Source organism: Chryseobacterium sp. HMWF035, from assembly GCF_003094695.1.
In the GTDB taxonomy this organism is placed as follows: Bacteria; Bacteroidota; Bacteroidia; order Flavobacteriales; family Weeksellaceae; genus Chryseobacterium; species Chryseobacterium gambrini.
This window is the reverse complement of record NZ_QEHP01000020.1, coordinates 1-22677: the sequence shown is the minus strand read 5'-3', so window position 1 is coordinate 22677 and position 22677 is coordinate 1. Positions and strand designations below refer to the sequence as shown.

Below are 22677 nucleotides of genomic sequence, written 5' to 3'. Positions count from 1 at the left end.
AGAATGGAATTGTACAGTCTTTTAGAAAAAATTGTTCAGCAAAATGAAACGCACGCAAAATGGCTGAATACGCTTTCCTTTATGGAAAATGCAGGAGCCAGAAAAATTTCAGCTTGCGAACATCCGACTAACGTGAGTTTAATACAGCTAAAACACGCTGCGGAAGAACATCGCCATGCTTATTATCTTAAAAAGCAGATCCTGAAAATTGATCCTGAAATGTGCAAAACGTACAATAGCAATGAACTTTTAGCAGCAACAGCAACAAGACAATATCTTCATTCTCTCGACATTAAAGCCTGTAAATATCTTCAGCAAAATTTCAATCTCAGCAAAGAAGAATTAAAATATGCGGCGTATCTGTTTGTAACATATGCTATTGAAGTTCGTGCCGATGAATTATATCCTGTTTATCAGGAAATTCTGACAAAATATACCTCAAAAATTATGGTGAAATCAATTATTTTGGAGGAAGAAGGACATTTGGAGGAAATGATTAATCAGTTGGACGAATTTTCGGAAGACTGGAAAATTCATGCAGAAATTGTTTTAGAGATTGAAAAAGATCTTCATAACCAATGGATTGATGCCATTTCAAAAGAGATTTTACAGGTAAATTATGCTGAATAATTTTCGTCATTTTCAGGAAGCCTTAGACAAAAGAAAAGAAAGCGGAACCTTAAGGGTTTTAAAATCTCAAAAAGAAGGAGTGGATTTTTATTCCAACGATTATTTGGGATTGGCGGGAAATCAAAATTTTCGGCAGATTTTATTAAAAAAAATCAACGAAAATCCGGAATTGCTGAAAGGAAGTACAGGTTCCAGACTGATCAGCGGAAATAGTTTAACTGTTGCTGAAACAGAAAAATGTATAGCCAAAGAACATCAATACGAATCGGCTTTGCTTTTTTCTTCGGGATATAACGCGAATCTGGCTCTGTTTTCAACGCTTCCGACTCGTCATGATGCCATAATTGTGGATGAAAAAATTCATCGTTCCGTTCATGATGCATGTAGGATGTCGAATGCTAAAAAACTGAAATTCAGACATAATGATATTGATGATTTAGAAAGGATTCTGAAAAAACAAACCGGACTTTGCTATGTTGCAGTTGAAAGCCTGTATTCGATGGAAGGAGATATTGCTCCTTTGAAAGAGATTGCAGAAATCACAGCAAAATACAATGCTCAGTTAATTGTGGATGAAGCCCATGCTTTCGGTGTTTTTGGGAACGGTTTGGTGAATGAGTTTAATCTGCAGAAAAAAGTTTCAGCAACGGTTGTAACCTATGGAAAAGCTTTGGGAACGCATGGTGCGGCGATTTTAACGAATGATTTAATTAAATCTTATCTCATCAATTTTGCATCACCTTTTATCTATACGACTTCAGCGCACGATTTTCTGTGGATGAGCATTTTTAGCGGATATGAATTTTTAAAAGCAAACAGTAGGTTATCCATACAACTTCAGGAAAATATTAAAATTTTTCATGAGCAGAATTTAGTTACTCCGTCTTCTGGAAGCAGCCCGATTCAGGCAATTATTATTCCGGATAATCGTCAGTTGAAAATTGTACAGAATGCTTTATCGGAAAGTGGATTTTTAACGTATGCGGTTTTCAGTCCGACGGTAAAAGAAGGAACGGAAAGGCTGAGGATTTGTCTTCACAGTTTTAATACAGAAGAGGAAATTTTAAAGTTGACTGGGATTATTAAAGAATTTGTTTAAAACGTAAATGTCATTCAATCGCGAAATTACGAATCTATTGATTATCAATAAAGAATAGATTTCTCCTTCGTCGAAATGACAAGAAACCATTGAAATAATGAACATTGAATTAGAAATAAAAAATATGAAGCAGAAAACACTCTTCGTCACTGGAATCGGGACAGAAGTCGGGAAAACGGTTTGTTCGGCGGTTTTAACCAAATATTTTGAGGCAGAGTATTGGAAACCTGTTCAGTCCGGAGATCTGGATTACTCTGATACCATGAAAATTAAAGACTGGGTGGGAAAGCATACGGTTTGTCATCCGGAAAGATATCGTTTTAAATTGGCTGCATCACCGCATCAATCAGCAAGGGAAGAAGGAATCTTGATTGATTTAAATGAATTCCAAATTCCGAAAACACAGAATCATTTAATCATAGAAGGAGCGGGAGGATTGATGGTTCCGCTGAATGATAAAGAATTTATTATTGATTTAATTGAAAAACTGAACATTCCTGCCGCTTTGGTTGTGAAGAATTATTTAGGCTGTATCAATCATACATTGTTATCTGTTTTAGTTTTAAACCAAAAGAAAATTAAACTGAACTATTTAATTCTCAACGGAAATTTTCCACCGGATACGGAAAGAGTTATTTGTGAAAATATTCCATCAGAAACTGAAATTATAAGAATTCCTGACCTTGAAAATATAACAAAAGAAAGTATAGAAAATATTGCACAACAATTAGAAAAAATAGAATCATGAATAAGAATCAACTAAGAAACGACTGGACGAAAGAAGAAATAGAAGAAATTTACAATCTTCCGCTTCTGGAACTTGTTTATAAAGCTGCAACAGTTCATCGTGAGTGGCATAATCCTGAAGAAGTTCAGATGTCGACATTGCTTTCGATTAAAACAGGAGGCTGTCCGGAAGACTGTTCGTATTGCGGACAGGCAGCGCGTTATCATACGAATATTAAAGTTCAGGCTTTACTGCCGACAGAAACGGTCATAGAACACGCCAAAAAAGCAAAAGAAGGCGGCTCGTCGCGTTTCTGTATGGCTGCAGCGTGGAGAGAAGTGCGCGACAACCGTGATTTCGACCGTGTTATTGATATGGTAAAAGGGGTAAATGAACTGGGATTGGAAGTGTGCTGTACGTTGGGAATGTTAACGGAAGCTCAGGCAAAACGGCTTCAGGAAGCAGGTTTGTATGCATACAATCACAATCTTGATACTTCTGAGGAATATTACGACGAAATTATTTCCACAAGAACTTTCGACAACAGAATCAATACGATTAATAATGTAAGAAAAGCCGGAATTACGGTTTGTTCAGGAGGAATCATCGGATTGGGAGAAACGCCAAAAGACCGGATTTCAATGCTTTTAACATTGGCAACAATGCCGAAACATCCAGAATCTGTCCCGATCAATGCATTGGCAAGAGTAGAAGGAACGCCGCTTCAGGATAACGAAAAAACGAATACCTGGGAAATGGTAAGAATGATCGCCACTGCAAGAATTGTAATGCCTTCATCGATGGTTCGTCTAAGCGCAGGAAGAATAGAAATGACTGAATTTGAGCAGGGATGGTGTTTCATGGCAGGAGCCAACTCGATCTTTACAGGGGAAAGAGAAACGCTTCTGGTAACACCAAATCCGGGCGTTTCTGAGGATATGCAGATGCTGCAGACTTTGGGATTAAAGCCGATGATGAAGGAGAAAACGATGTGCTGAAAAGTGAATGGTGAAAAGTGAATACTGAATGGTCAATAGTCAATTTTTGGAGTGTGAATAATAACAATTCACGATTGACAATTCAGCATTGAAAATTATGAATATAATTAAATGCTAATTTTATTATTCATCTATTTACTAATAATATAAAGAATGATTAAACGCAAAGAAAAATGTTTTGTTTTTATCATAGGTAAATCATAGAAATTTCCGTCAGAGACGGATGATGAAGCGTTTGCTTAATGGCAGATGAAATCTGCTTCACTTTGCTTAGCTTAAAATATTAATTTAGAAATAAAGTCTTTGCGTTTACAATTTACGATTGACAATTCAGTATTGATAAAGCAAATGTTTTGTTTTAATAAGTAAATCAAAGAAATTTCCGTCAAAGACGGATGATGAAGCGTTCGCTTAATGGCAGATGAAATCTGCTTCACTTTGCTTAGCTTAAATAGTAATTTAGAAATAAAGTCTTTGCGTTTAAACTTGACGATTGACAATTCACCATTGATAAAATTAAACATTACGACCAATTATTTATGAATTTACAAGAGCGCGACAGAGCCGTCAACTGGCATCCTTACACGCAGATGAAAACAGCGGAAGATGCAATCCCGATCGTAAAAGGAAGCGGAATTTATTTGTACGATGAAAGCGGAAAAAAATACATCGATGCAGTAGCTTCGTGGTGGGTTACGCTTCATGGTCACGCGAATCCGTACATTGCACAAAGAGTTTCTGAACAATTAAATACGTTGGAGCAGGTTATTTTTGCGGGATTTACACACGAACCAGCCATTAAGCTTTCTGAAAATTTATTGAACCTGCTGCCTGAAAATCAGGAGAAGGTTTTTTATTCGGATAACGGTTCTACTGCGGTGGAAGTGGCGCTGAAAATGTGTATTCAGTTCTGGCATAATCAGGGCAAAGAAAAGACGAAAATTCTGGCTTTTAAAGAGGCTTATCATGGTGATACTTTCGGAGCGATGTCGGTGAGCGGAAGAAGTGTCTGGACAAAACCTTTCGGGGAAATGCTTTTTGAAGTGATCTTTATTGATCCGCCGACTTCTGAAAATATTGAAGATTTAAAATCCATCATAAAAAATCATGCTGAAGAAATTGCTTGTTTCATTTACGAGCCTTTGATTCAGGGAGCAGCGGGAATGTTGATGCATAAAGCCGAAGATTTATCAGAATTGATGAAATTTTGCAGAGAAAAGGGAATTTTAATGATTCAGGACGAAGTTTTTACAGGTTTCGGAAGAACCGGAAAGCTTTTTGCGGCAAATTATCTTTCGGAAAAACCAGACATTATGTGTTTTTCAAAGGGATTAACAGGCGGAACGATGCCGATGGGAATTACAACTTCTTCACAACAGATTTTCGAAGCGTTTTTGTCGTATGACAAATATAAGACCTTGTTTCACGGTCATTCTTTCACGGCAAATCCTTTAGCGTGTACAGCGGCTTTGGCAAGTATGGAATTGCTTTTGAAAGAACAAACGCTGGAAAAAATCAATCTAATCAGTCAGAAACATTTCAATTTTTCTCAGGTTTTAAAAAATCACCCGAAAGTTGAAAATGTAAGACAGACCGGAACGATTATCGCCTGGGAAATTAAAAATGATGAAAAAACATCCTATTTTAACGAAATCGGGAAGGTTTTGTATCATGAATTTTTAAAAAGAGGAATCATCATGCGTCCTTTGGGAAATGTGATGTATCTCGTTCCGCCTTACTGCATTACGCCTGAAGAAATGGATTTTGTGTATCGGAATATTCTTGAAGTTTTGGATGGCTTCAGTAATTAAATGATTGACTTATCCCATTAATTAATATTGTAGAATAACGATCAGTAAGTGGTTTTCTAATAGTGTCCCTTCGACAAGCTCAGGGTGACATCTCGAATACTAACCGCAATATTTTAACATTGTCAGACTAAACCTGTCGAAGCCTTTATTAGTAAAAGTGATAAATCAATTAAATGATTTTAAATCTTTTGATGTTCGTTTCCCCATTGGTGAAGTTCATCAAGGATCGGACCGAGCTTTTTGGCTCTTTCCGTTAATTTATAATATACTTCCGGAGGAAAATTATAGACTTCAACCCGTTGAATGATATGATCTTCCTCCATTTGTTTGAGCTGTTCTGCCAGAACTTTTTTAGAAACTTTCGGCATTTTCCGCCATAATTCGACAAAACGGACTTCCTCTTGCTCAAAAAGATTGGACAAAATAAGCGGTTTCCACTTTCCGGAAATCATGTCCAGTGTTTTTCTCAGTCCGCAATTTTTAAATTCTTCAAATAACATACGTTACAAAATTGTATATAGTGCACCTTTTGGTAACCAGCCATTATTTAATTTCAGGTAAACAATAGCTTTGCAGATACAAAATTAAAGAAAATGAAATTACAATTATGGCGAAATGCAACGCTGCTTTTAAATATTGATGGATTGAACATTTTAATTGATCCGATGTTAGGTGAAAAAGGTTCTTTGGGACAATTTCCGATGGTAGACAATGAATTATTGAATCCATTAATTGATTTACCTTTCACTGAAGAAGAACTGCAGGAAAAATTAAAAACGATTGATGCGGTAGCCGTTACACATCTTCATCCGGATCATTGGGACCCGAAAGCGATTGAACTTTTAGATAAAAATGTACCCATCATTTGTCCTGAAATCATTTCCAAGCAGATTTCTGAGGCAGGATTTAAAAATGTGATTGCTTTTAACGATACAGTACAGTTTAAAAATATTGAAATTTCTTTAACGAACGGACATCACGGAACAGGGGAAATTGAAGAACAGATGGGCGTAGTTCATGGGTTTGTCTTTAAAAATGCTGAACAGTCTGTTTATATTGCGGGTGACAGTATCTGGTGTGAAGAAGTGGAACAGGCAATTAAAAAACATCATCCGGAACACATTATTGTTGCGGGAGGAGCCGCAACTTTTGTAGTGGGAGATCCGATTGTAATGACAAGTCATGATATTTTGAAAGTCTGTGAAACCGCGCCAAATTCAAAAGTCTGGGTAACGCATCTTGAAAGTGTAAGTCATTCTAAAGAAGACAGAAAATTCATTAAAGGAAAAATTCAGGAGAATGGTTTGGAAGAAAGATGTTTTGTACTGAATGACGGTGAAGAAGCTGAATTAGGTGCTTAAATCTCTTGCTTAAAGATTTGAGATTAAATCTTAATTTAGCCGGATCAAATTATAAAAGATGCATTTAGAAACAGAAAGATTACTGATTCGGGATCTGACTTTGGACGATAAACAGGCAATTTTCAATTATCGTTCTGATGCGGAAGCCAATAAATTTCAGAGCTGGATTCCTGAAACATTGGAAGATGTTGAACAGTTTATTGAAAGAAATAATAAAGAATTTAATCAGCCGGAAAGCTGGTATCAGGTTTTAATTACGGAAAAAGATTCAAAAGCTGTGATCGGCGATATCGGAATTCATTTTTTTGGTTCTGAAAATTTGCAGACAGAGTTAGGAATTACTTTAAATAAGGACTTTCAGGGAAGAGGATATGCTTCTGAAGCGTTAAAAGGAGTGATTAATTTTCTTTTCAGCGATCTGAAAAAACACAGAGTCATGGCCTCCATAGATCCGGAAAACATTGATTCTCTTAAACTAATGAAACGCATTGGTTTTAGAGAAGAAGGTCATTTTGTGAAAAGTCTATTCTGGAAAAACAATTGGATAGATGATGTAATCTATGCGTTGCTTCGGGAAGAATGGAGTAAAGAATAAGAGAAAAACCGTTTCAACAGAGGCGGTTTTTGTTTTAAGTACAGACGTTTACACTACATTTTTCTTTTACTTGGCGTATTTTTTGAACCTTGAATCATAAATTTTATATGTTATCCATATTTCTTTTAGAGTTAGACTGGAAAGAACTTCTGATGGGGCACGAAGAGTGGTCTTTTATTCTGGAAATTATTCTCCGCACCGCCATTATGTTCATCACGATCATTATCGGATTAAGAGTTTTGGGAAAGAGGGGAGTGAAGCAGCTTTCAATTTTCGAACTTGTGGTGATTATCGGATTGGGTTCTGCGGCGGGAGATCCGATGTTTAATAAAGATGTCGGAATTGTTTCATCATTCATTGTTTTTGCCGTAATTATTCTTCTGTACACGATTGTAACCTATTTTATCGCAAAAAATAAAAAACTCGAACAGCTTATTGAAGGAAAATCGATCTGCCTGATCGAAAACGGGGAATTTTCCATTGAAAATTTTAAGAAAGAAAATCTGGGGAGTGATGAATTTTTTGCTGAATTAAGACTAAAAGGAATTTCCCAACTTGGACAGATTGAAAGTGCTATTGAAGAAATTTCCGGAGAGATCAGTGTGTTTTATTTCGAAGACGAAAGGGTGAAATACGGACTTCCGATTATGCCGGATTCTTTGGATCATCCTTTGAAAACGATTGTTCAACCGGGCTTTTATTCCTGCACGTTCTGCGGACATACGGAAGAAAAACATAAAGGAATGGCAGGAAACTGCAGCAAATGTAAAAAAGATGAATGGATAGCTTCAAGCAATAGGAAACGCGTTACCTGATAAAAACAAAAAAGACTCCTTAGAAAGGAGCCTAAAAAAACACAAATGATGAAAAAAAATTATTTCGATTCACAAATATAATTAAAAAATGATTTTCAAACCTAATAATTTCGGAAAAAAAGTAACATATTTTTTTCATGATGTTAATAGATAAAACTAATTGGTTTAAGACTGTGATTTTTTATTTCTTTACAGGCTTTTTCTTTTTAAATGAAACGGGTGTGTTTCCTGAAAGTCTCTTGAAAAAATTACTGAAATACGAAACATCTTCAAACCCCAGTTCATAGGTAATTTCCTTTACAGATTTATCGGTAAACATCAAAAGTCTTTTTGCTTCAAGAAAAATTCTCTGCTGAATAACAGACGACGGACTCTGGCTGTTGTACAATCTGAATAGGTTGGATAAAGTCTTTGGCGATTTATGAAGCTGATCTGCATAAAATTTTACAGAATGCTGAGTTTTGTAGTTCTTTTCCACCAAAAGATTAAAACTTCTGATGATATCCAGCTTTACTTCGGGAAGTTCTTCCTTTAAAAACTGCTTTTTTCCAAGTCTTGTAATAATAATGATGAGTCTTTTAATCAGCATCCTGATCATATCCTCCTGAATTCCGTCGATCTCCTGAAACTCCTCAATAAAAATGCTTTGCAGAAATGATAATTTCTCATGATCCTTTTCATCTACAGCAATAAACATAACATCGGCTGAACCGTAAAACAGAAATCCTACACAGCTTACTTCTTCATCATGTGTCTCGATACAGTAAAAATCCCTGTTAAACTGCCATGCAACGATTCGGGAGGAATCTTCAAATTGAAAAGACTGGTTGACCATGAGACAAAGAACGGTTCCTGAGGTAAAAATATATTCAATCCCATCGATTATTACTTTTTGATCTTCGCCTTTATTCCAGGCGATAGTCAGCAGCTTTTTCTCCCGGTCTTTCCCGTAAAAATCCCGGTCGAATAGTTCGGGATGTACAAAAAGCCGGCATTCGGAGCCGGTCTGTTTATTATTTAAAGAATAAATCATTAAGACTGTTTAAACTTCTTATGTAACCGCAAAAGTAGCAAAAGATAAACTAAACTTTTATTTAAAGTTGGTGGTTATAAATGAAAAGATCACAATAGTTTTTAAAAATCTTTGATTTTTATTCTTTTGAGCACTTTGAATATTCTGGAAATTTGCTTTATCAAGCTTGTTTAAACTTTTTTACCTCAAAAGAAGCAAAAAATTTAAACACTTTAGTTTCTTAAGTTCAGTTTAATAGTTAAATGGAAAAAAAAGTGCACCTAAGTTTTAAAAAATCAAAGATTTTTTTTCTTTGCTGACTTTTGAAATACTTTACATAAATCCACTAAAGTCTTTTGTACCTTTTGCGGTTAAATTTAAAATTAGTTTAAACAAACTTATCATGATCTTTTGTCCCTTTTGCGGTTTATTCTGAAATTAGTTTAAACGTCATTACTAAAATTTCATTTTAATTCAGAAAAACTTTTAAAAAAGTCAGAAAGGGAAAAAATCTAAATCTTTCGGGAAATTCTGCTATGGAATTGCCTTTCCTGAAACCGCAACTTTGCATTGTAAAATTAATTAAACAAATTAAAAACAATGAAAAATTTTGAAGTTCCTCAAAAAGAACAAGTATCAGCAGCAAATCAGGCAATTTTTGAAAACTTAGAAAAAGGGATTGGCTTTGTACCAAATCTGTATGCTGCTTTTGCCCATTCTGAAAATGCACTTTCAACGTATATTGCATTACAGAACTCTAAAACTTCTTTAAAAGCAAAAGAGAAAGAAGTGGTAAATCTTGTGGTAAGCCAGTTTAATAACTGTTTATACTGTTTAAGTGCTCATACCGCCATCGCTAAAATGAACGGTTTCACAGATGAACAGATTATCGAGATAAGAAAAGCAGATGTTTCATTTGACTCGAAATTAGATGCACTGGCGAAAGCAGTACAATCTATTGCTGAAAATAAAGGAAAAATTTCTGATGAAATAAAAGAAAACTTTTTTAGAGAAGGCTATACAGAAGGAAGTCTTGTAGATGTAATTGTTTTAACAGGCGATAAAATAATAACCAATTATCTTTTTGCAGCCACTGAGGTTCCCATCGACTGGCCTTTGGCGAAAGCAATTTAATTCACTTTATTTTTTAAAAACTGTTCCTTACCGCGAACAGTTTTTTTTTATAATAATGTAAAATAATTTCAGATAATTTCTTTTAAGTTCATAATTTTTAATCATTCATTAAGTTTTATTGTTAAATTTAAACCAAAATATAAACTTATGAAAATAAAACTACTTCCATTTATCGTTTTGTTAGGGATTCATTTATCTGCTCAGGAAAAAAATGATGCAGCGGTTTCGGATACTGCAAAAGTCTGGAGCATTCAGGGGCAGAATACACTCATGCTTAATCAGGCAGCTTTTTCCAATTGGGTTGGAGGAGGAGCCAATAATGTGGGATGGCTTGCCGGAGTAAACTATAATCTTACCTACGAAAAAGGGAAAGATCTTTGGGAAAACATTATTATTCTAGGATACGGACAAAATAATACGAAAGGAGTAGGAACCAGAAAAACCCAGGATGTAATTAATCTTTCGACCAACTACGGAAGAGAATTTGCAAAAAACTGGTATATTTCCGCAGGAGCCAGCTTACAGACACAGTTTGCGCCGGGTTATGCAGACGGAAACAATCCGGAAGCTGCGAAAATTTCAAATTTTATGGCGCCCGGTTATCTGAATATGGGAGCAGGGGTAACGTACAGACCCAACGATAATTTTACGGCAACCATGCGTCCTGCCAATGCGAGATGGACTTTCGTTCTCGATAAAGATCTTCAGTATAAAGGAATGTACGGCTTAAAAAATGACGGTGATTCTTCTCTGTTTCAGTTCGGTTTTCTGGGAACAGCAATATACAAGCTGAAAATAATGGATAATATTACGTTAACCAATACCGGCTCTATTTTCTCCAATTATCTGGATCATCCTGAAAGACTGGTTCTTGCGTACAGCGGAATTTTAAATATGAAAATCAATAAGTTTATTTCCACCAACGTAACGCTGGATTTACTGTACGATCATAACCAGATTGCCAAAACACAGCTAAAACAGACTTTAGGAGTTGGTTTTGCCTATAATGTTGATAATGGCAGAAAACGTTCTGACAATAAAGAAAATCAGACGTGGATGAAAAAGTAATTAACAGTTTTTTTAATATTTTTGAAAAATCCCTTTCCGAAATTTTCGGAAAGGGACTAAACAGCTAAAAATTTAAGGTAAAAAACTCCTCAGACAATGAACAATGATGCAATTGCCTGGGCATCACTTCCACTTAAAATTTCGTCATAGGCAGCAGAACCTGCAGCAGCTCCAAAAGCTGTAGCGGTATTAAAGCCTGCCTGATTTGTATTGCCTTCTCCTGCGTAAACAGGGTTGGTTGCAGAAGGCATATTTCCTCCGTCTGCCAATTCTATCCATCCTTTATTCGCTCTCATTCTTCTCACCTGTGAAGCGTGTCTTGCTTCTACCGAGTGAATCTGTAATGCAGCCTGAAGAACAGTCTTGTTAGACATTACGTTTCCTGCCTGTCCTTTATACGCTCTTACTCCGGTATCTTCAAATGCCTGAGCCAAAACAAGGAACTGATTGTAATCTGTAAAAGGTGAAAAACTTCCGTTCGCTGTAAAATCAAAGGTCGGTTTAGCTCCCGGAGTTACTCCTAAAGACGTTAAAGTATTTTTCAAAAAGGTTACGTGTGCAGATTCATGTTTTGCAATCTGCATAAATACCACTCGGTCTGCACTCGGGATTAAAGACGAAGCCGCCAATCCTAATGCATAGTATTCGTTTTCAAGATATTCCAGAACCAAAGCCAGTTGTAATGCATCCGTTAAAGCACTTTTAAAGAACGTTGCATTTTTTGTAGTGTCTGTGGTTTCAGCTTTTGCAGGAGTCGTCATTAAGGCTCCTAATCCGAAAGGAACTGCAGCAATAGCCGCTTTTTTCCCGAAAGATGAAATATTGGTAAGTGTTTCTAATCTTGATGTTTCTGTAGTAAAGAATTTGTCATCAGAAAGCTTATCTAGTAATTTAAGAATATTCATAATGTAATTTTTTGAAGTGAATAATTAACCGATTCCCTGTTCTTTCCAAGTGAAAGGTGTTTTGAAAAATCCTCCTGCTGCAGATACAACTTCTTTTGGCTCTTTCGCAAGATCCAGACCGTTTGCATCAATCACATCATCCCCGGAGAAAGCCGCTGTTCCCGGATTGATAAGGTTTCTGATCGCTGAAGCGTGTCTTGCTTCCACGGAAACAATTTTCCCTGCAATTACAAGATAATCTGCATTGGTAATGTATTTTCCAGCTCCATTATACGCCGCAACTCCTGTATCTTCCAAAGCTTTTGCAGTAGCCAGTACAGAGTTTCTGTCGTTAAAATTCACATTCGGGTACTGAAATTCCAGAGTGGGCAATACATTGGATGTTGCTCCGCTGATCGCTGCTTTAAAAAAGTCTCTGTGAATTACTTCATGATGGTAAAGATCTGTAAAAAGTTGTTTTTCAGCATTTGAGATTCCGGAATAGAAATTATTAACCACTTTGGTATAGAAATCTGCTTCCAGCTGTTCAAGAGCGTAAGCGTAATTTAATACACCCACATCACCTTTTCCTAGATCGAAAACGTTATTTTCAACCATATCGAAATTATCGTCATCACAACCGATCATGGTAAGACCTGCAAGAGCAAGACCTACACCGCTCAGTTTCAAAAAATTTCTTCTGCCTGTATCCAGAGTCGCTCCCTGGTTAGAAACATTAATAGTTTTTTTCATAATATTATTTTTTAGTGTAGAGGTTTATATATTTTAATGTGTTTTTAGATAAGGTTGAAAGAAAACAGCATAAATATTATGCTGTTTCTCACACTTAAAAATTATTATGGCATTAATACCGTATCTATAACATGAATTACACCGTTGGATTGGTTAACGTCTGCAATGGTTACTTTTGCATCGTTTCCTTTTGCGTCTCTTACATAAAGGTTTTTACCTTTTGCCCAGAAAGTAAGTTCTTCACCTTCCACTGTTTTCATCATTGCTTTTCCGTTTCCTGCTTTTACCGCTGCCCAAACCTGCTGAGAACTGTATCTTCCCGGTAAAACATGGTACGTAAGAATTTTCGTAAGCATTTCTTTATTTTCAGGCTTTACAAGATTTTCTACCGTTCCTTTCGGAAGTTTAGCAAATGCTGCATCTGTTGGTGCGAAAACGGTGAACGGACCTGCTCCCTGTAAAGTTTCTACAAGACCTGCAGCTTTTACAGCAGCTACCAATGTTTTGTGATCTTTAGAATTTACTGCGTTCTCAATAATGTTTTTAGAAGGATACATCGGCGCTCCGCCTACCATTACTGTTTTTTCCTTCATTGTCTGTGCTGTAGCGTTTCCGCTGAAAGCGAATGATAAGGCTACCATTCCTAAAACTGCGATTTTTGATCTAGTATTCATTTCTTTTTGATTTTTAATGATAAATTATTTGATTTGTCTGTTGTTAAAATCATTTACGAACTCGGTTTTATTTTGGATTTAAAAAATTGAATAAAAATCACAAGTAATTGAAAAACAGGATATTAAATTTTGTTTTTATTTTAAATTTCTTTACTATCCTTACTAATCTGTTAACATATAACAGGATTTGCTAAAGATTTAAAAACATTTTTAAAATTTGGTTATCATTAATATTATTGTTATTTTTGAGGTGAAAATTATTCACTATTAAAACAAAGTATTCTGAAGAGCAGCTAATCGTTTTACTGAAAGAAAAAAACGAGACAGGTTTTCATCATCTGTATGATCACTATTCCGGTGCATTGTATGGGGTGATTCTTCGAATTGTTCAGTCCAAAGAATATACAGAAGAGATTATTCAGGACGTTTTTGTTAAAATATGGAATTCTATCCACCAATACGATGCTTCTAAAGGTAGGTTTTACACCTGGATGATTAATATTGCAAGGAATACGGCGATCGACTATTTAAAATCAAAAGGTTTTCAGAACCAACTAAAAAACCAATCGCTTCCAGATTTCGTATATGATTCTGCAGAGCTTTCAACGACTAATGATTCTTCCGATTATATCGGGTTTGCCAATGTGCTTGAAAGTCTGGAGACTGACAAAAAGGAACTTATCGATCTCGCGTATTATCAGGGATATACACAAAGTGAAATATCCGAAAAACTGAAGATACCGCTGGGAACGGTTAAAACTAAAATGAGGAATGCACTTATGAAACTAAAAGATTTGCTAAAAGATTATCAATAAATTGAACACTAAAGAATACATATCATCCGGAATCATAGAATCTTATATTCTAGGTCTTGCTTCTCCAGAGGAGGCGGGTATTTTGGAGTGTGTGATGAAAAACAATGCAGAAGTAAAAACTGCTTTTGAAGAGGCACAGAAAACACTGGAAGATCTTGCAACGGCACAAGCGGTAGCACCTCCGGCAGATTTAAAATCAAAGATTTGGAACAAAATTCAGCAGGAACAGACTGCTGAAGAGGAAAAGCCTGTATTTTCTGCGGATATTCCTGCAGCGAAACCACAGGAAGAAATAAGAATTCAGGGAAATAATAACTGGAAAGTGTATGCAGTTGCGGCATCCGTTCTGCTTCTGGTAAGCGTTGGCGGAAATGTTTTCTGGATGAACAGCCAGAAAGAGACAAAAGCAGCCATCGCAAAAATGGAAAGTGAGAAAAATGCTCAGAATCTTGCGATGCAGCGTATGAACCAGAAGATGGAAATGATTTCCAATCCTGATATGAAAATGGTAAAACTGAAAGGCGTAGAAAAGCACACAGATTCCAAAGCAATGGTTTTCTGGGATACCAAAACTAAAGATGTTTATCTTGACGCCGAAAGTTTACCAAAAGCTCCGGAAGGAATGCAGTATCAGCTTTGGGCTATTGCAGACGGAAAACCTGTAGATGCAGGGATGTATACGGAAGAAAAAGACAGCAAAATTGCGCTTGCCAACATTCCAAATGCTCAGGCTTTTGCCATTACACTGGAAAAAAAGGGCGGAAGTCCGGTTCCTACCATGGAGAATATGTATGTAATGGGAGAGATTTAATAAGTAAACAATTCAAAAATATAAAGACCAGCGAAAGCCGGTCTTTTTGTTTATATAATGGTGAGAAATTTAATCCAATCTGAACAAAAATTATTCAGAATATTCCTTTAAAAGCTGTCTATAGCTCATCAGTATTGTCGATTTGGAAATAAATCCGATAAACCTGTTGTTTGCGTCCACCACAGGCAAATTCCAGACTCCGGTGTCATCAAAGGTCTGAAGAATATCCAGAGGCTGATCTTCCGGATGAATAATGGCAGGAGGAGCTTTCATCATCTGAATGGGGGTCACCGAGACTTCATTATTGGCAAATAAATAAGGTCTGATATCATCCAGCGTTAAAATTCCTCTTAAAACTTTTTCCTCATTTACAACAGCAAAAATATTTTTACTTCCGTTTTTTACCAGTTCAAATAATTCAGTTATTGGAGCATTTTCATCAATCGCCTGAGAATATCTGTCGATGAATTCTTCTGTTTTTAAAGAAAAAAGAATATTTTTATCATGTTTATTGGTGAATATTTTTCCCTGATCGGCTAAAGATTTCAGCTCCGGAGAAATAGGAGAGAACCACTTCGCAATGAGATAAGAAATGATGGAAACAATCATCAAAGGAATAAAAAGATCATACCCAAAACTGGATTCCGCGATAAGGAAAATAGCCGTTAAAGGAGCATACATTACACCGCTCATTGCACCTGCCATTCCTACCAGAACAAGATTTGTTACAGGAACATCCGTAAAACCGATCTGCTGACAGACAACAGCAAAAAGATATCCTACTGTTCCACCCGCAAAAAGCGAGGGTGCAAAATTTCCTCCGTTTCCACCACTGAAAATGGTGAAAGAAGTAGCAAAAGCTTTCAGTAATAAAACCAGAATTAAGAAAATAATAATCGTAAAATCTTTTATTTCAAAATATCTGAAAAAACTGTTCTGGATAATATTGTGGGTATTTCCATTGGTAAAAGCTTTTACCGTATCATAACCTTCCCCAAACAAGGGCGGAAAAAGAACGCAAAGCAGCGACAAAACCGCTCCGCCAAACATTGCTTTTCTAAGTCGCGACATTTTTAGCCCTTTTATAAAATGTTCAACTTTTTGGGAAATCACCACAAAATATCTCGCGTACAGACCTGTAACAATTCCTAAAATAAGATAATACGGAACATTTTTATAATTAAAAGCTTCCCGTGTATAAAATCTGAAAAGAACATCTTCCTGCAGCAGAATTCTGGATAACAAACTTCCGCAAACCGCCGCTACAACTAAAGGAATAAAGTCTGTGAATACAACTCCCGTTAAAAGAATTTCAAAAGCGAACATAATTCCGGCAATCGGGGCATTAAAAGCGGATGCAATTCCGGCAGTTGCTCCTGCAGCCAACAGAAGGGTTCTTTCTTTGTAACTGAGGCGGTACGTCTGCGCAAAATTGGAGCCGATGGCTGCTCCGGTTACTGCAATAGGGCTCTCCAGACCTGCGGAACCGCCGAGCCCTACTGTAACGGCACTCTGTACAATCTGCGAATACATTTTCACGGAAGAAACAATGCTCGAATTCTGTGCAATTTCATATAAAATTGCGCCGATCCCTTTTCTGTCCTGTCCTTTAAATATCGTTAAAACAATACTCGTTGTTAAAACAATTCCCAGAAACGGAAAAATGATATAAAACAGAATCTGGTATTCAAAATGAACTTTCGTTGTAATAAAATGATGAATGTTGTGAACCAGAGTTTTAAGAATTACTCCTGCCAAACCCGCTGAACAACCGACAATAATCCCCGATAAAACCAGAAACTGATTCCGGCTGAGTCTGTTATTGAGCCAATGTAAGATGAGTTCGTAACTGCGCGCTTTTTCAAGTCCATACTTCTGAAAGTCTCTCTTGAACTTCAGAAAGCTCAGAAACTTTTTCTTATTATGAATATTCACTTTTGGGAATTTTAAACCATAACCGAATTGTTACAGTTCTGTAAATTTATGAAATATATCATGAAATTTAAAATTCGGTGTGGAATGCGTTCTCTTTTTTAGGTCTTAAAATAAGTCGGATTGAAGGATTATTGGTAATAAATAATCTTAACCAGTTGAACGCCAGTCTTACCTTGCTTCCAAAACTTATCAGCGGAATAATGTGAATAAAAAGCCACGTTAACCACGCAATAAAACCTTTGTAGGAAAACTTGGGAAGATCTACAACGGCATTGAATTTTGAGATAATTGCCATGCTTCCTTTATCATTATAAGCAAAAGGAATCTGAACTTTTTCCTCTTCAATTCTTTTAAAATTCTTACCTAAATTTTTGGCATGCTGAATGGCAACCTGAGCCAATTGCGGATGTCCTTTCGGGAAATTTTCATCCGAAAACTGTAACGAAATATCTCCTAAAGCATAAATATTTTTTGTTCCCTGAACTTTATTGTAAGCATCAACCAAAATTCTGCGTCCTTTACCTATGCTTTCTTCCGGAATTCCCGGAACTTCTCTTCCAATCACGCCGGAAGTCCAGATCAGGGTTTCTGTTTCAATGGTTTTTCCGTCTCCTAAAATTACTTTTCCGTCAACATAATCTTTTACGGCTGTATTTAAAATAATTTTTACGCCCAGTTTTGTAAGTTTATCATAAGCGGCTTCCTGAGCCATTTTGCTCATCGGCGAAAGTAAAGTAGGCAGTGCATCAATTAAATAAATATTCGAGAGTGAGAATTTAATTTCAGGATATTCTTTTGCTGCGATGTAGCTTCCCATTTCCGAGATCATTCCTGCAAGTTCTACTCCGGTTGGTCCGCCTCCCGCAATAACGATATTCTGGAGTTTCTGTGCTTCTTTGATGTTTTTATTTCTTGCCGCTTCTTCAAGCGTTAAAAGCATATAATTTCTCAAATAAAGTGCTTCATCAATGGTTTTCATGGGAATAGAACATTTTTTCACATTTTCCATGCCGAAAAAATTGGATTCCGTTCCTAATGCAAGAACCAGATAATCATAATGAAGATTTCCCGTGTCGGTTTCAAGAATATTATTTTCATGATCTGCTTTTACAAGATTTCCCATGTGGAAATTTACATTTTTATAATTGGAAAGCAGCTTTCTGAAGGGATAACTGATGTTTGAAGCCTCAATAAACGATGTGGCAACCTGATAAATCAGTGGCGGAAAAAGTGATAATTGTTTTTATCGACTAAAGTAATTCTGAATCTTTTGTCATTAACCAAAGATTTTATAAGATTAATTCCTGCAAAACCTCCTCCTACGATTACGATGTGCTTTTTCATATGTATGTGTGATTGAAAATGGTACCGTATTTTATTCAATAATAAAGCCAAATGCAAGATGTGTGATATTTATACATAAAGATTTATGATTAAATATTATCTGCACGATGTTTGTATCCTTTAGAGCAACCAAATTTTTAAATATTACCATATGAAAGCAGATGTTTTAAATGAAAAACACAGACTCGGATTAGGGGGAGTAGCCATCGGAACAGCCTTTGATAAATTAACAGACGGCGAATCTTATGAAGTTTTGCAGAAAGCATGGGATCTCGGGATACGATATTACGATACGTCGCCGTGGTATGGACTAACAAAAAGTGAAAGACGATTCGGAAATTTTCTTCACGGGCAAAACAGAGATGAGTTTGTACTGTCTACCAAAGTCGGGCGTTTATTTGTGGAAGTTCCCGAAGACGAAGTTCCGCCAACCATGTGGAAAGCACCTTTACATTATGATTTTGAACATAATTACACGGCAGATGCCATTAAAAGATCTATTGAAGAAAGCCTTGAAAGAACACGTCTGAGCCATATTGATATTGTTTACGTGCATGATTTGTCTGAAGATCAGGTAGGAGACCGCTATCCGTATTTTTTGAAGCAGGCGAGAGAAGGAGCGTTTAAAGTTTTATCAGAACTGAGAGATCAGGGCGTCATTAAAGCATGGGGAATGGGCGTGAATAAAATTGAGCCGATTTTAGACTGTCTGGATTCCGCAGATCCGGATATTTGTCTTTCGGCAACGCAATATTCTATTCTGGAACATGAAGATGCGGTCGACCGATTGCTTCCTGCCGTAAGAAAAGCCGGAGTAAAGCTGGTTTCCGGCGCAGGTTATAATTCAGGTTTTATCAATGGGAGAGATCGTTACAACTATAAGGATGTTATCCCGAAAGGAATGAAAGAAAAACGTGAAAAGATTGATGAAATTGCCAGAAGATACAATACCAACATTACCCACGCCGCGTTGCAGTTTGTTTTGGCAGCCGATGAATTTGCATCCATTATTCCCGGAGCGAGCAAACCGGAACAGGTGGAAGATAATGTAAAAGCTCTGCATAAACAAATTCCTTCGGATTTCTGGAAAGAATTGCAATCGGAAGGGTTAATTTACGAAAAAGCACAGATCCCGAATTAATACAGCCTTCATCAATTTACTCTATATAAAACCTCTCTTTTCGGGAGGTTTTGTTATTTACCATGATGGAAATTCATGTAACTTTATTTTAAATATCACTACCAATATAGTTATATTTATTATATTTGCTGAATTTTAAAAACCGAAAAATAAAAATTTAAATAAAGATGAAAAAGTTTATCACAACATTTTCTATAGCGGCAGGACTTTTCCTTACGTCTAACATGGTAAGCGCACAGCAAAAAATCGGGCATGTAAATTCGGATGATATTTTTACCAATCTTCCGGAAGCTAAAACAGCAGAAGGTTCATTAGATACTTTCACCAAAACAAAGCAGGGTGAGATTGATAAAATGATCACTTCCTATCAGACAAAATTAAAAGCGGCTCAGGATAAAGAAAAAACGATAAGTGAGGCAAACAAAGAGACTGTAATTAAAGAATTAACAGCAGCTCAGACAGAATTGCAGACTTTAGGTAAAGATATTGAAACTTCCAGAACTAAAGCAGCACAGGAAATTTCTAAAAAGCAGACGGAATTATTTACACCGATTCAGAAAAAAGTAAGCGCAATGATTGCTACGGTAGCAAAAGAAAAAGGATTGGCTTATGTGTTTGATATTGCGCCTTCTCAGGGAAACAGCCAGGTTGCTTATATGGACGGAGGAGAAGATATTACTCCGACGGTAAAGTCTAAACTGGGAGCTACAGGAACTGCTTCAAAGCCGGCTTCTAAGTAATATTTAAAAAAATTATGAATAATTCTAAGGTAAAAATTATTCATTCAAAATAAAAAAAGCCGGAATCAGGAATATGAAAATTCCCGTTTCCGGCTTTTATTTCTTTTATACGACGGTCTAATCGAGAGGCTTTCGACCGGATATCAGATTATACAGTACCACAATGATTGCAATAACCAGCAATACGTGAACTAAATATCCTGTACTCATTCCCGGAACGATTCCTAACATTCCTAAAAGCCATACCACAATACAAATGACTGCGACTAACCATAATAAACTTCTCATAACTAAAATTTTTAAGTGATTTGATAAAGTAAATACACATATTATGCCTTTTTCTTAAAAACAGCTTAAAAATATATACCACAAATTATGAAAAGTGAATAATTGGCTGTAAAAAAACTTAAATAAAAGCTTTTTAATCCAGCAGACCGAAATGAATTAATGCTTTTTCAATTCCATGATTATCAACATCTTCGGTTACGTAATCTGCAACTTCTTTTACGCTGTCGTTCGCATTTCCCATGGCGATGCCGATTTTTGTAAATTTTAACATAGAAATATCATTTCCTCCATCTCCGAAAGACATCGTTTCTGAAACGTCTATATCAAAATATTTACAGAAATTTTCGATTCCTGTTTGTTTGCTTATTCCTCCGGGATTTACATCGGCAAAAAGGGGAGTCCATCTTGAAGATATACTTTTGGGCATTACTTTTTTCATAAATTCGGCTTCGGCTTCCGGTTTCAGAAAAATATTTGCCTGAATTACATTTTCAATATCAATATTTTCTTTATCATGAATCGGCGGAACAGGAATGTTGATATGAGAATACATTCCCACAACTTCAGGTGTTGCATCGTTTATTTCTACTTTATCTTCATACATTAAAGAATAGCTCAGCGGAAAATTTTTGGCATAAAGAATCAGACTTTTAATGTCGGAAGGATCTATTGTATGTCTGGAAATAAGCTTGTTTGAGGCTGTAACACAATACGATCCGTTAAAGGTGATGAAACCGTCAAACTTCAGATGATCGATATGATGTAAGGAATTGATGGATCTTCCTGTTGCGATAATAACTTTTATTCCTTTTTCTCTTAACTTTTGAAGAGCATTTTGGGTAGAATCTGGGACTTTTCCTGTTTTAAAGCTTAATAATGTTCCGTCTATATCGAAAAAGACGGCTTTAATGTTGTGATTTTGGGTGTTCATTGAAGTTTAATAATTTAATCGTTTAAGATTTAAAACAAAAATACAACAATATAATTTTGTTTTATGAGGTCGTATTTTAATTAAAACTGAATTATTGCAGAATCTATAAGGTATAATTCTTGTACAGCTTTCAGCACACCAATAATAAAATAATATGAAAAATCAGGAGGAAATCGATCTTTTGAATGATCTTGTACACATTACAAATGACAGAATAAAAGGCTTTGCAAAAGTGGAAGGTAAAATCTGGGAAAGCTATCCCGACGTGAAATCGGAATACGCGAGAATGAATTCTCTTTCGAAAGTCATGAAAAACGAACTCATTGATCTCATCACTGAAAATGGAAGAGAAGCAAATGATTCACCGTCTGTTGCCGGAACGCTCCACAGAACGTGGATTGACATCAAAAACTCTTTTACCATCGGAAATACGGAAGAATCTACGATTGAAAATGTAATTTTTGGCGAAAAAGCAGCGATTGATGCTTATCAGAACGCAATTGACACCGGAACACTGAGCGAAAAAAGCAGGGAAATTGTTTCGGAGCAGCTTAAACACATCAAAGATTCTTATCATGAATTCAAAGGAAAAAGCAATTATAAAGAATAGTTATTGTTTTTCTTACAGATCAACTTCCTGAAACGAGAAGCTTTTTTTATTGTCTAAAAAAAATTATTCTAAAACAATTCAGAATGGAATTCAGACCACCTTTTTGGGGAAATAGAATCATTACAAATCACTAAATATTGAATAAAAATTAATGAATTATTCTAGAAAACAAATAATTCCGGCAATTTCTCATCAATCGGACGAGTATTTCAGGATGTAGAAATTCTAAAAATAAACATTTGAATATCAATCAAATGAATTAATGAATCAATAGAAAATAAATTATTTTATTTAGGAAAAATTTATCCATAAAAATTTATGATAAAAATATCATTAAAATCTTTTGTACTATTAAAATTATTCATACATTAGTGATGTATAAAATACAAAACTTTATCATATATAGAATTTAGGAAATAATTATCACTAAAAGTTTTATTCATTCTTTTATATATTTAAATTCTGCTTTAAAAATAGGTATATGCCACTCTTGTAAAAGGA

The 22677-nt window shown here is 35.8% G+C and carries 25 protein-coding genes; 15 read left to right on the top strand and 10 right to left on the bottom strand.

What is annotated here, in order from left to right:
- Positions 1-3: 3 nt before the first annotated feature.
- The 5 genes from DD829_RS03820 (at position 4) to bioA (ending at position 5265) form a co-directional block, all read left to right on the top strand.
- Positions 4-630, top strand: coding sequence for a hypothetical protein (locus tag DD829_RS03820; RefSeq protein ID WP_185140301.1), 627 nt, complete (start codon positions 4-6; stop codon positions 628-630).
- Positions 620-1729: an aminotransferase class I/II-fold pyridoxal phosphate-dependent enzyme gene (locus tag DD829_RS03815; protein ID WP_108409121.1), complete on the top strand. Its 1110-nt coding sequence runs from the start codon at positions 620-622 to the stop codon at positions 1727-1729. The genes DD829_RS03820 and DD829_RS03815 overlap by 11 nt, the downstream gene beginning before the upstream one ends.
- A gap of 97 nt (positions 1730-1826) precedes the next feature.
- On the top strand, positions 1827-2477 hold the full coding sequence (bioD, locus tag DD829_RS03810; protein WP_228408117.1) for a dethiobiotin synthase: 651 nt from the start codon (positions 1827-1829) through the stop codon (positions 2475-2477).
- Positions 2474-3454, top strand: coding sequence for a biotin synthase BioB (bioB, locus tag DD829_RS03805; RefSeq protein WP_108409303.1), 981 nt, complete (start codon positions 2474-2476; stop codon positions 3452-3454). Before bioD ends, bioB begins: the two co-directional genes overlap by 4 nt.
- A 539-nt stretch (positions 3455-3993) precedes the next feature.
- Positions 3994-5265, top strand: a complete 1272-nt coding sequence (bioA, locus tag DD829_RS03800) for an adenosylmethionine--8-amino-7-oxononanoate transaminase (RefSeq protein ID WP_116547539.1) — start codon at positions 3994-3996, stop codon at positions 5263-5265.
- A 179-nt stretch (positions 5266-5444) separates the two neighbouring features.
- On the opposite strand, the gene DD829_RS03795 is transcribed toward bioA, so the two are convergent.
- Positions 5445-5765, bottom strand: coding sequence for a winged helix-turn-helix transcriptional regulator (locus DD829_RS03795; protein WP_076390211.1), 321 nt, complete (start codon positions 5763-5765; stop codon positions 5445-5447).
- 93 nt (positions 5766-5858) lie between these two features.
- On the opposite strand from DD829_RS03795, the gene DD829_RS03790 reads away from it, so the two are divergent.
- The 3 genes from DD829_RS03790 to DD829_RS03780 all read left to right on the top strand — a co-directional run bounded on the left by DD829_RS03790 (position 5859) and on the right by DD829_RS03780 (position 8036).
- Positions 5859-6626 carry an MBL fold metallo-hydrolase gene (locus DD829_RS03790; RefSeq protein ID WP_108410988.1) on the top strand — a complete coding sequence of 256 codons (768 nt, stop codon included), beginning with the start codon at positions 5859-5861 and terminating at the stop codon, positions 6624-6626.
- A gap of 58 nt (positions 6627-6684) precedes the next feature.
- Positions 6685-7221, top strand: coding sequence for a GNAT family N-acetyltransferase (locus tag DD829_RS03785; protein ID WP_108410989.1), 537 nt, complete (start codon positions 6685-6687; stop codon positions 7219-7221).
- 107 nt (positions 7222-7328) lie between these two features.
- Positions 7329-8036, top strand: coding sequence for a DUF421 domain-containing protein (locus DD829_RS03780; RefSeq protein WP_108410990.1), 708 nt, complete (start codon positions 7329-7331; stop codon positions 8034-8036).
- Between the two features lie 181 nt (positions 8037-8217).
- Here DD829_RS03780 and DD829_RS03775 read toward each other — a convergent pair whose 3' ends face one another.
- Positions 8218-9069 carry a helix-turn-helix domain-containing protein gene (locus DD829_RS03775; protein ID WP_108410959.1) on the bottom strand — a complete coding sequence of 284 codons (852 nt, stop codon included), beginning with the start codon at positions 9067-9069 and terminating at the stop codon, positions 8218-8220.
- Between the two features lie 579 nt (positions 9070-9648).
- Between DD829_RS03775 and DD829_RS03770 the strand changes: the two genes are divergently transcribed.
- A complete protein-coding gene (locus tag DD829_RS03770; protein WP_108411267.1) occupies positions 9649-10182 on the top strand; it encodes a carboxymuconolactone decarboxylase family protein in 534 nt (177 codons plus the stop codon).
- Between the two features lie 147 nt (positions 10183-10329).
- The gene (locus DD829_RS03765) at positions 10330-11250 is read left to right on the top strand and encodes a DUF3078 domain-containing protein (RefSeq protein ID WP_108411268.1); all 921 of its coding nucleotides are present in this window, start codon (positions 10330-10332) and stop codon (positions 11248-11250) included.
- 89 nt (positions 11251-11339) lie between these two features.
- Here the strand turns inward: DD829_RS03765 and DD829_RS03760 are convergent, their stop codons facing one another.
- The 3 genes from DD829_RS03760 to DD829_RS03750 form a co-directional block, all read right to left on the bottom strand.
- Entirely contained in the window at positions 11340-12155 is an 816-nt protein-coding gene (locus DD829_RS03760) for a ferritin-like domain-containing protein (RefSeq protein ID WP_076390205.1), read from the bottom strand.
- Positions 12156-12179: 24 nt separating this feature from the next.
- Entirely contained in the window at positions 12180-12887 is a 708-nt protein-coding gene (locus DD829_RS03755; RefSeq protein ID WP_076390204.1) for a ferritin-like domain-containing protein, read from the bottom strand.
- A 104-nt stretch (positions 12888-12991) separates the two neighbouring features.
- Complete coding sequence (locus DD829_RS03750) at positions 12992-13561, bottom strand: fasciclin domain-containing protein (protein WP_076390203.1); 570 nt, start codon at positions 13559-13561, stop codon at positions 12992-12994.
- A gap of 266 nt (positions 13562-13827) precedes the next feature.
- Between DD829_RS03750 and DD829_RS03745 the strand changes: the two genes are divergently transcribed.
- Positions 13828-14376 (top strand): RNA polymerase sigma factor, encoded by a 549-nt coding sequence (locus DD829_RS03745; RefSeq protein ID WP_317048565.1) that lies wholly within the window; start codon positions 13828-13830, stop codon positions 14374-14376.
- Position 14377: 1 nt separating this feature from the next.
- Positions 14378-15187 (top strand): anti-sigma factor domain-containing protein, encoded by an 810-nt coding sequence (locus DD829_RS03740; protein ID WP_108411311.1) that lies wholly within the window; start codon positions 14378-14380, stop codon positions 15185-15187.
- Between the two features lie 90 nt (positions 15188-15277).
- On the opposite strand, the gene DD829_RS03735 is transcribed toward DD829_RS03740, so the two are convergent.
- From DD829_RS03735 to DD829_RS24395, 3 genes are all read right to left on the bottom strand, one after another.
- On the bottom strand, positions 15278-17122 hold the full coding sequence (locus tag DD829_RS03735; protein ID WP_116547538.1) for a chloride channel protein: 1845 nt from the start codon (positions 17120-17122) through the stop codon (positions 15278-15280).
- 67 nt (positions 17123-17189) lie between these two features.
- Positions 17190-18299 (bottom strand): NAD(P)/FAD-dependent oxidoreductase, encoded by a 1110-nt coding sequence (locus DD829_RS03730; protein ID WP_317048564.1) that lies wholly within the window; start codon positions 18297-18299, stop codon positions 17190-17192.
- Positions 18300-18337: 38 nt separating this feature from the next.
- On the bottom strand, positions 18338-18466 hold the full coding sequence (locus DD829_RS24395) for an FAD/NAD(P)-binding protein (protein WP_317047677.1): 129 nt from the start codon (positions 18464-18466) through the stop codon (positions 18338-18340).
- 151 nt (positions 18467-18617) lie between these two features.
- Between DD829_RS24395 and DD829_RS03725 the strand changes: the two genes are divergently transcribed.
- Both DD829_RS03725 and DD829_RS03720 read left to right on the top strand, forming a co-directional pair.
- Complete coding sequence (locus DD829_RS03725) at positions 18618-19607, top strand: aldo/keto reductase (RefSeq protein ID WP_108409216.1); 990 nt, start codon at positions 18618-18620, stop codon at positions 19605-19607.
- A gap of 167 nt (positions 19608-19774) precedes the next feature.
- Positions 19775-20347 carry an OmpH family outer membrane protein gene (locus DD829_RS03720; RefSeq protein WP_116547537.1) on the top strand — a complete coding sequence of 191 codons (573 nt, stop codon included), beginning with the start codon at positions 19775-19777 and terminating at the stop codon, positions 20345-20347.
- 117 nt (positions 20348-20464) lie between these two features.
- Here DD829_RS03720 and DD829_RS03715 read toward each other — a convergent pair whose 3' ends face one another.
- Together DD829_RS03715 and DD829_RS03710 are read right to left on the bottom strand one after the other, a co-directional pair.
- Positions 20465-20635: a lmo0937 family membrane protein gene (locus tag DD829_RS03715; protein ID WP_106408105.1), complete on the bottom strand. Its 171-nt coding sequence runs from the start codon at positions 20633-20635 to the stop codon at positions 20465-20467.
- Positions 20636-20768: 133 nt separating this feature from the next.
- On the bottom strand, positions 20769-21566 hold the full coding sequence (locus tag DD829_RS03710) for a Cof-type HAD-IIB family hydrolase (RefSeq protein ID WP_116547536.1): 798 nt from the start codon (positions 21564-21566) through the stop codon (positions 20769-20771).
- A gap of 154 nt (positions 21567-21720) precedes the next feature.
- Here DD829_RS03710 and DD829_RS03705 point away from each other — a divergent pair, with 154 nt between their 5' ends.
- On the top strand, positions 21721-22176 hold the full coding sequence (locus DD829_RS03705) for a PA2169 family four-helix-bundle protein (protein WP_116547535.1): 456 nt from the start codon (positions 21721-21723) through the stop codon (positions 22174-22176).
- Positions 22177-22677: the final 501 nt, after the last annotated feature.

Coding starts and splice junctions, on each gene's coding strand:
- DD829_RS03720 (WP_116547537.1), top strand. CDS start 19,775: ATGAAAAAGTTTATCACAACATTTTCTATAGCGGCAGGACTTTTCCTT.
- DD829_RS03760 (WP_076390205.1), bottom strand. CDS start 12,155: ATGAATATTCTTAAATTACTAGATAAGCTTTCTGATGACAAATTCTTT.
- DD829_RS03755 (WP_076390204.1), bottom strand. CDS start 12,887: ATGAAAAAAACTATTAATGTTTCTAACCAGGGAGCGACTCTGGATACA.
- DD829_RS03815 (WP_108409121.1), top strand. CDS start 620: ATGCTGAATAATTTTCGTCATTTTCAGGAAGCCTTAGACAAAAGAAAA.
- DD829_RS03820 (WP_185140301.1), top strand. CDS start 4: ATGGAATTGTACAGTCTTTTAGAAAAAATTGTTCAGCAAAATGAAACG.
- DD829_RS03770 (WP_108411267.1), top strand. CDS start 9,649: ATGAAAAATTTTGAAGTTCCTCAAAAAGAACAAGTATCAGCAGCAAAT.
- DD829_RS03785 (WP_108410989.1), top strand. CDS start 6,685: ATGCATTTAGAAACAGAAAGATTACTGATTCGGGATCTGACTTTGGAC.
- DD829_RS24395 (WP_317047677.1), bottom strand. CDS start 18,466: ATGAAAAAGCACATCGTAATCGTAGGAGGAGGTTTTGCAGGAATTAAT.
- DD829_RS03725 (WP_108409216.1), top strand. CDS start 18,618: ATGAAAGCAGATGTTTTAAATGAAAAACACAGACTCGGATTAGGGGGA.
- bioA (WP_116547539.1), top strand. CDS start 3,994: ATGAATTTACAAGAGCGCGACAGAGCCGTCAACTGGCATCCTTACACG.
- DD829_RS03710 (WP_116547536.1), bottom strand. CDS start 21,566: ATGAACACCCAAAATCACAACATTAAAGCCGTCTTTTTCGATATAGAC.
- DD829_RS03780 (WP_108410990.1), top strand. CDS start 7,329: ATGTTATCCATATTTCTTTTAGAGTTAGACTGGAAAGAACTTCTGATG.
- DD829_RS03705 (WP_116547535.1), top strand. CDS start 21,721: ATGAAAAATCAGGAGGAAATCGATCTTTTGAATGATCTTGTACACATT.
- DD829_RS03775 (WP_108410959.1), bottom strand. CDS start 9,069: ATGATTTATTCTTTAAATAATAAACAGACCGGCTCCGAATGCCGGCTT.
- DD829_RS03795 (WP_076390211.1), bottom strand. CDS start 5,765: ATGTTATTTGAAGAATTTAAAAATTGCGGACTGAGAAAAACACTGGAC.
- bioD (WP_228408117.1), top strand. CDS start 1,827: ATGAACATTGAATTAGAAATAAAAAATATGAAGCAGAAAACACTCTTC.
- DD829_RS03750 (WP_076390203.1), bottom strand. CDS start 13,561: ATGAATACTAGATCAAAAATCGCAGTTTTAGGAATGGTAGCCTTATCA.
- bioB (WP_108409303.1), top strand. CDS start 2,474: ATGAATAAGAATCAACTAAGAAACGACTGGACGAAAGAAGAAATAGAA.
- DD829_RS03790 (WP_108410988.1), top strand. CDS start 5,859: ATGAAATTACAATTATGGCGAAATGCAACGCTGCTTTTAAATATTGAT.
- DD829_RS03765 (WP_108411268.1), top strand. CDS start 10,330: ATGAAAATAAAACTACTTCCATTTATCGTTTTGTTAGGGATTCATTTA.
- DD829_RS03715 (WP_106408105.1), bottom strand. CDS start 20,635: ATGAGAAGTTTATTATGGTTAGTCGCAGTCATTTGTATTGTGGTATGG.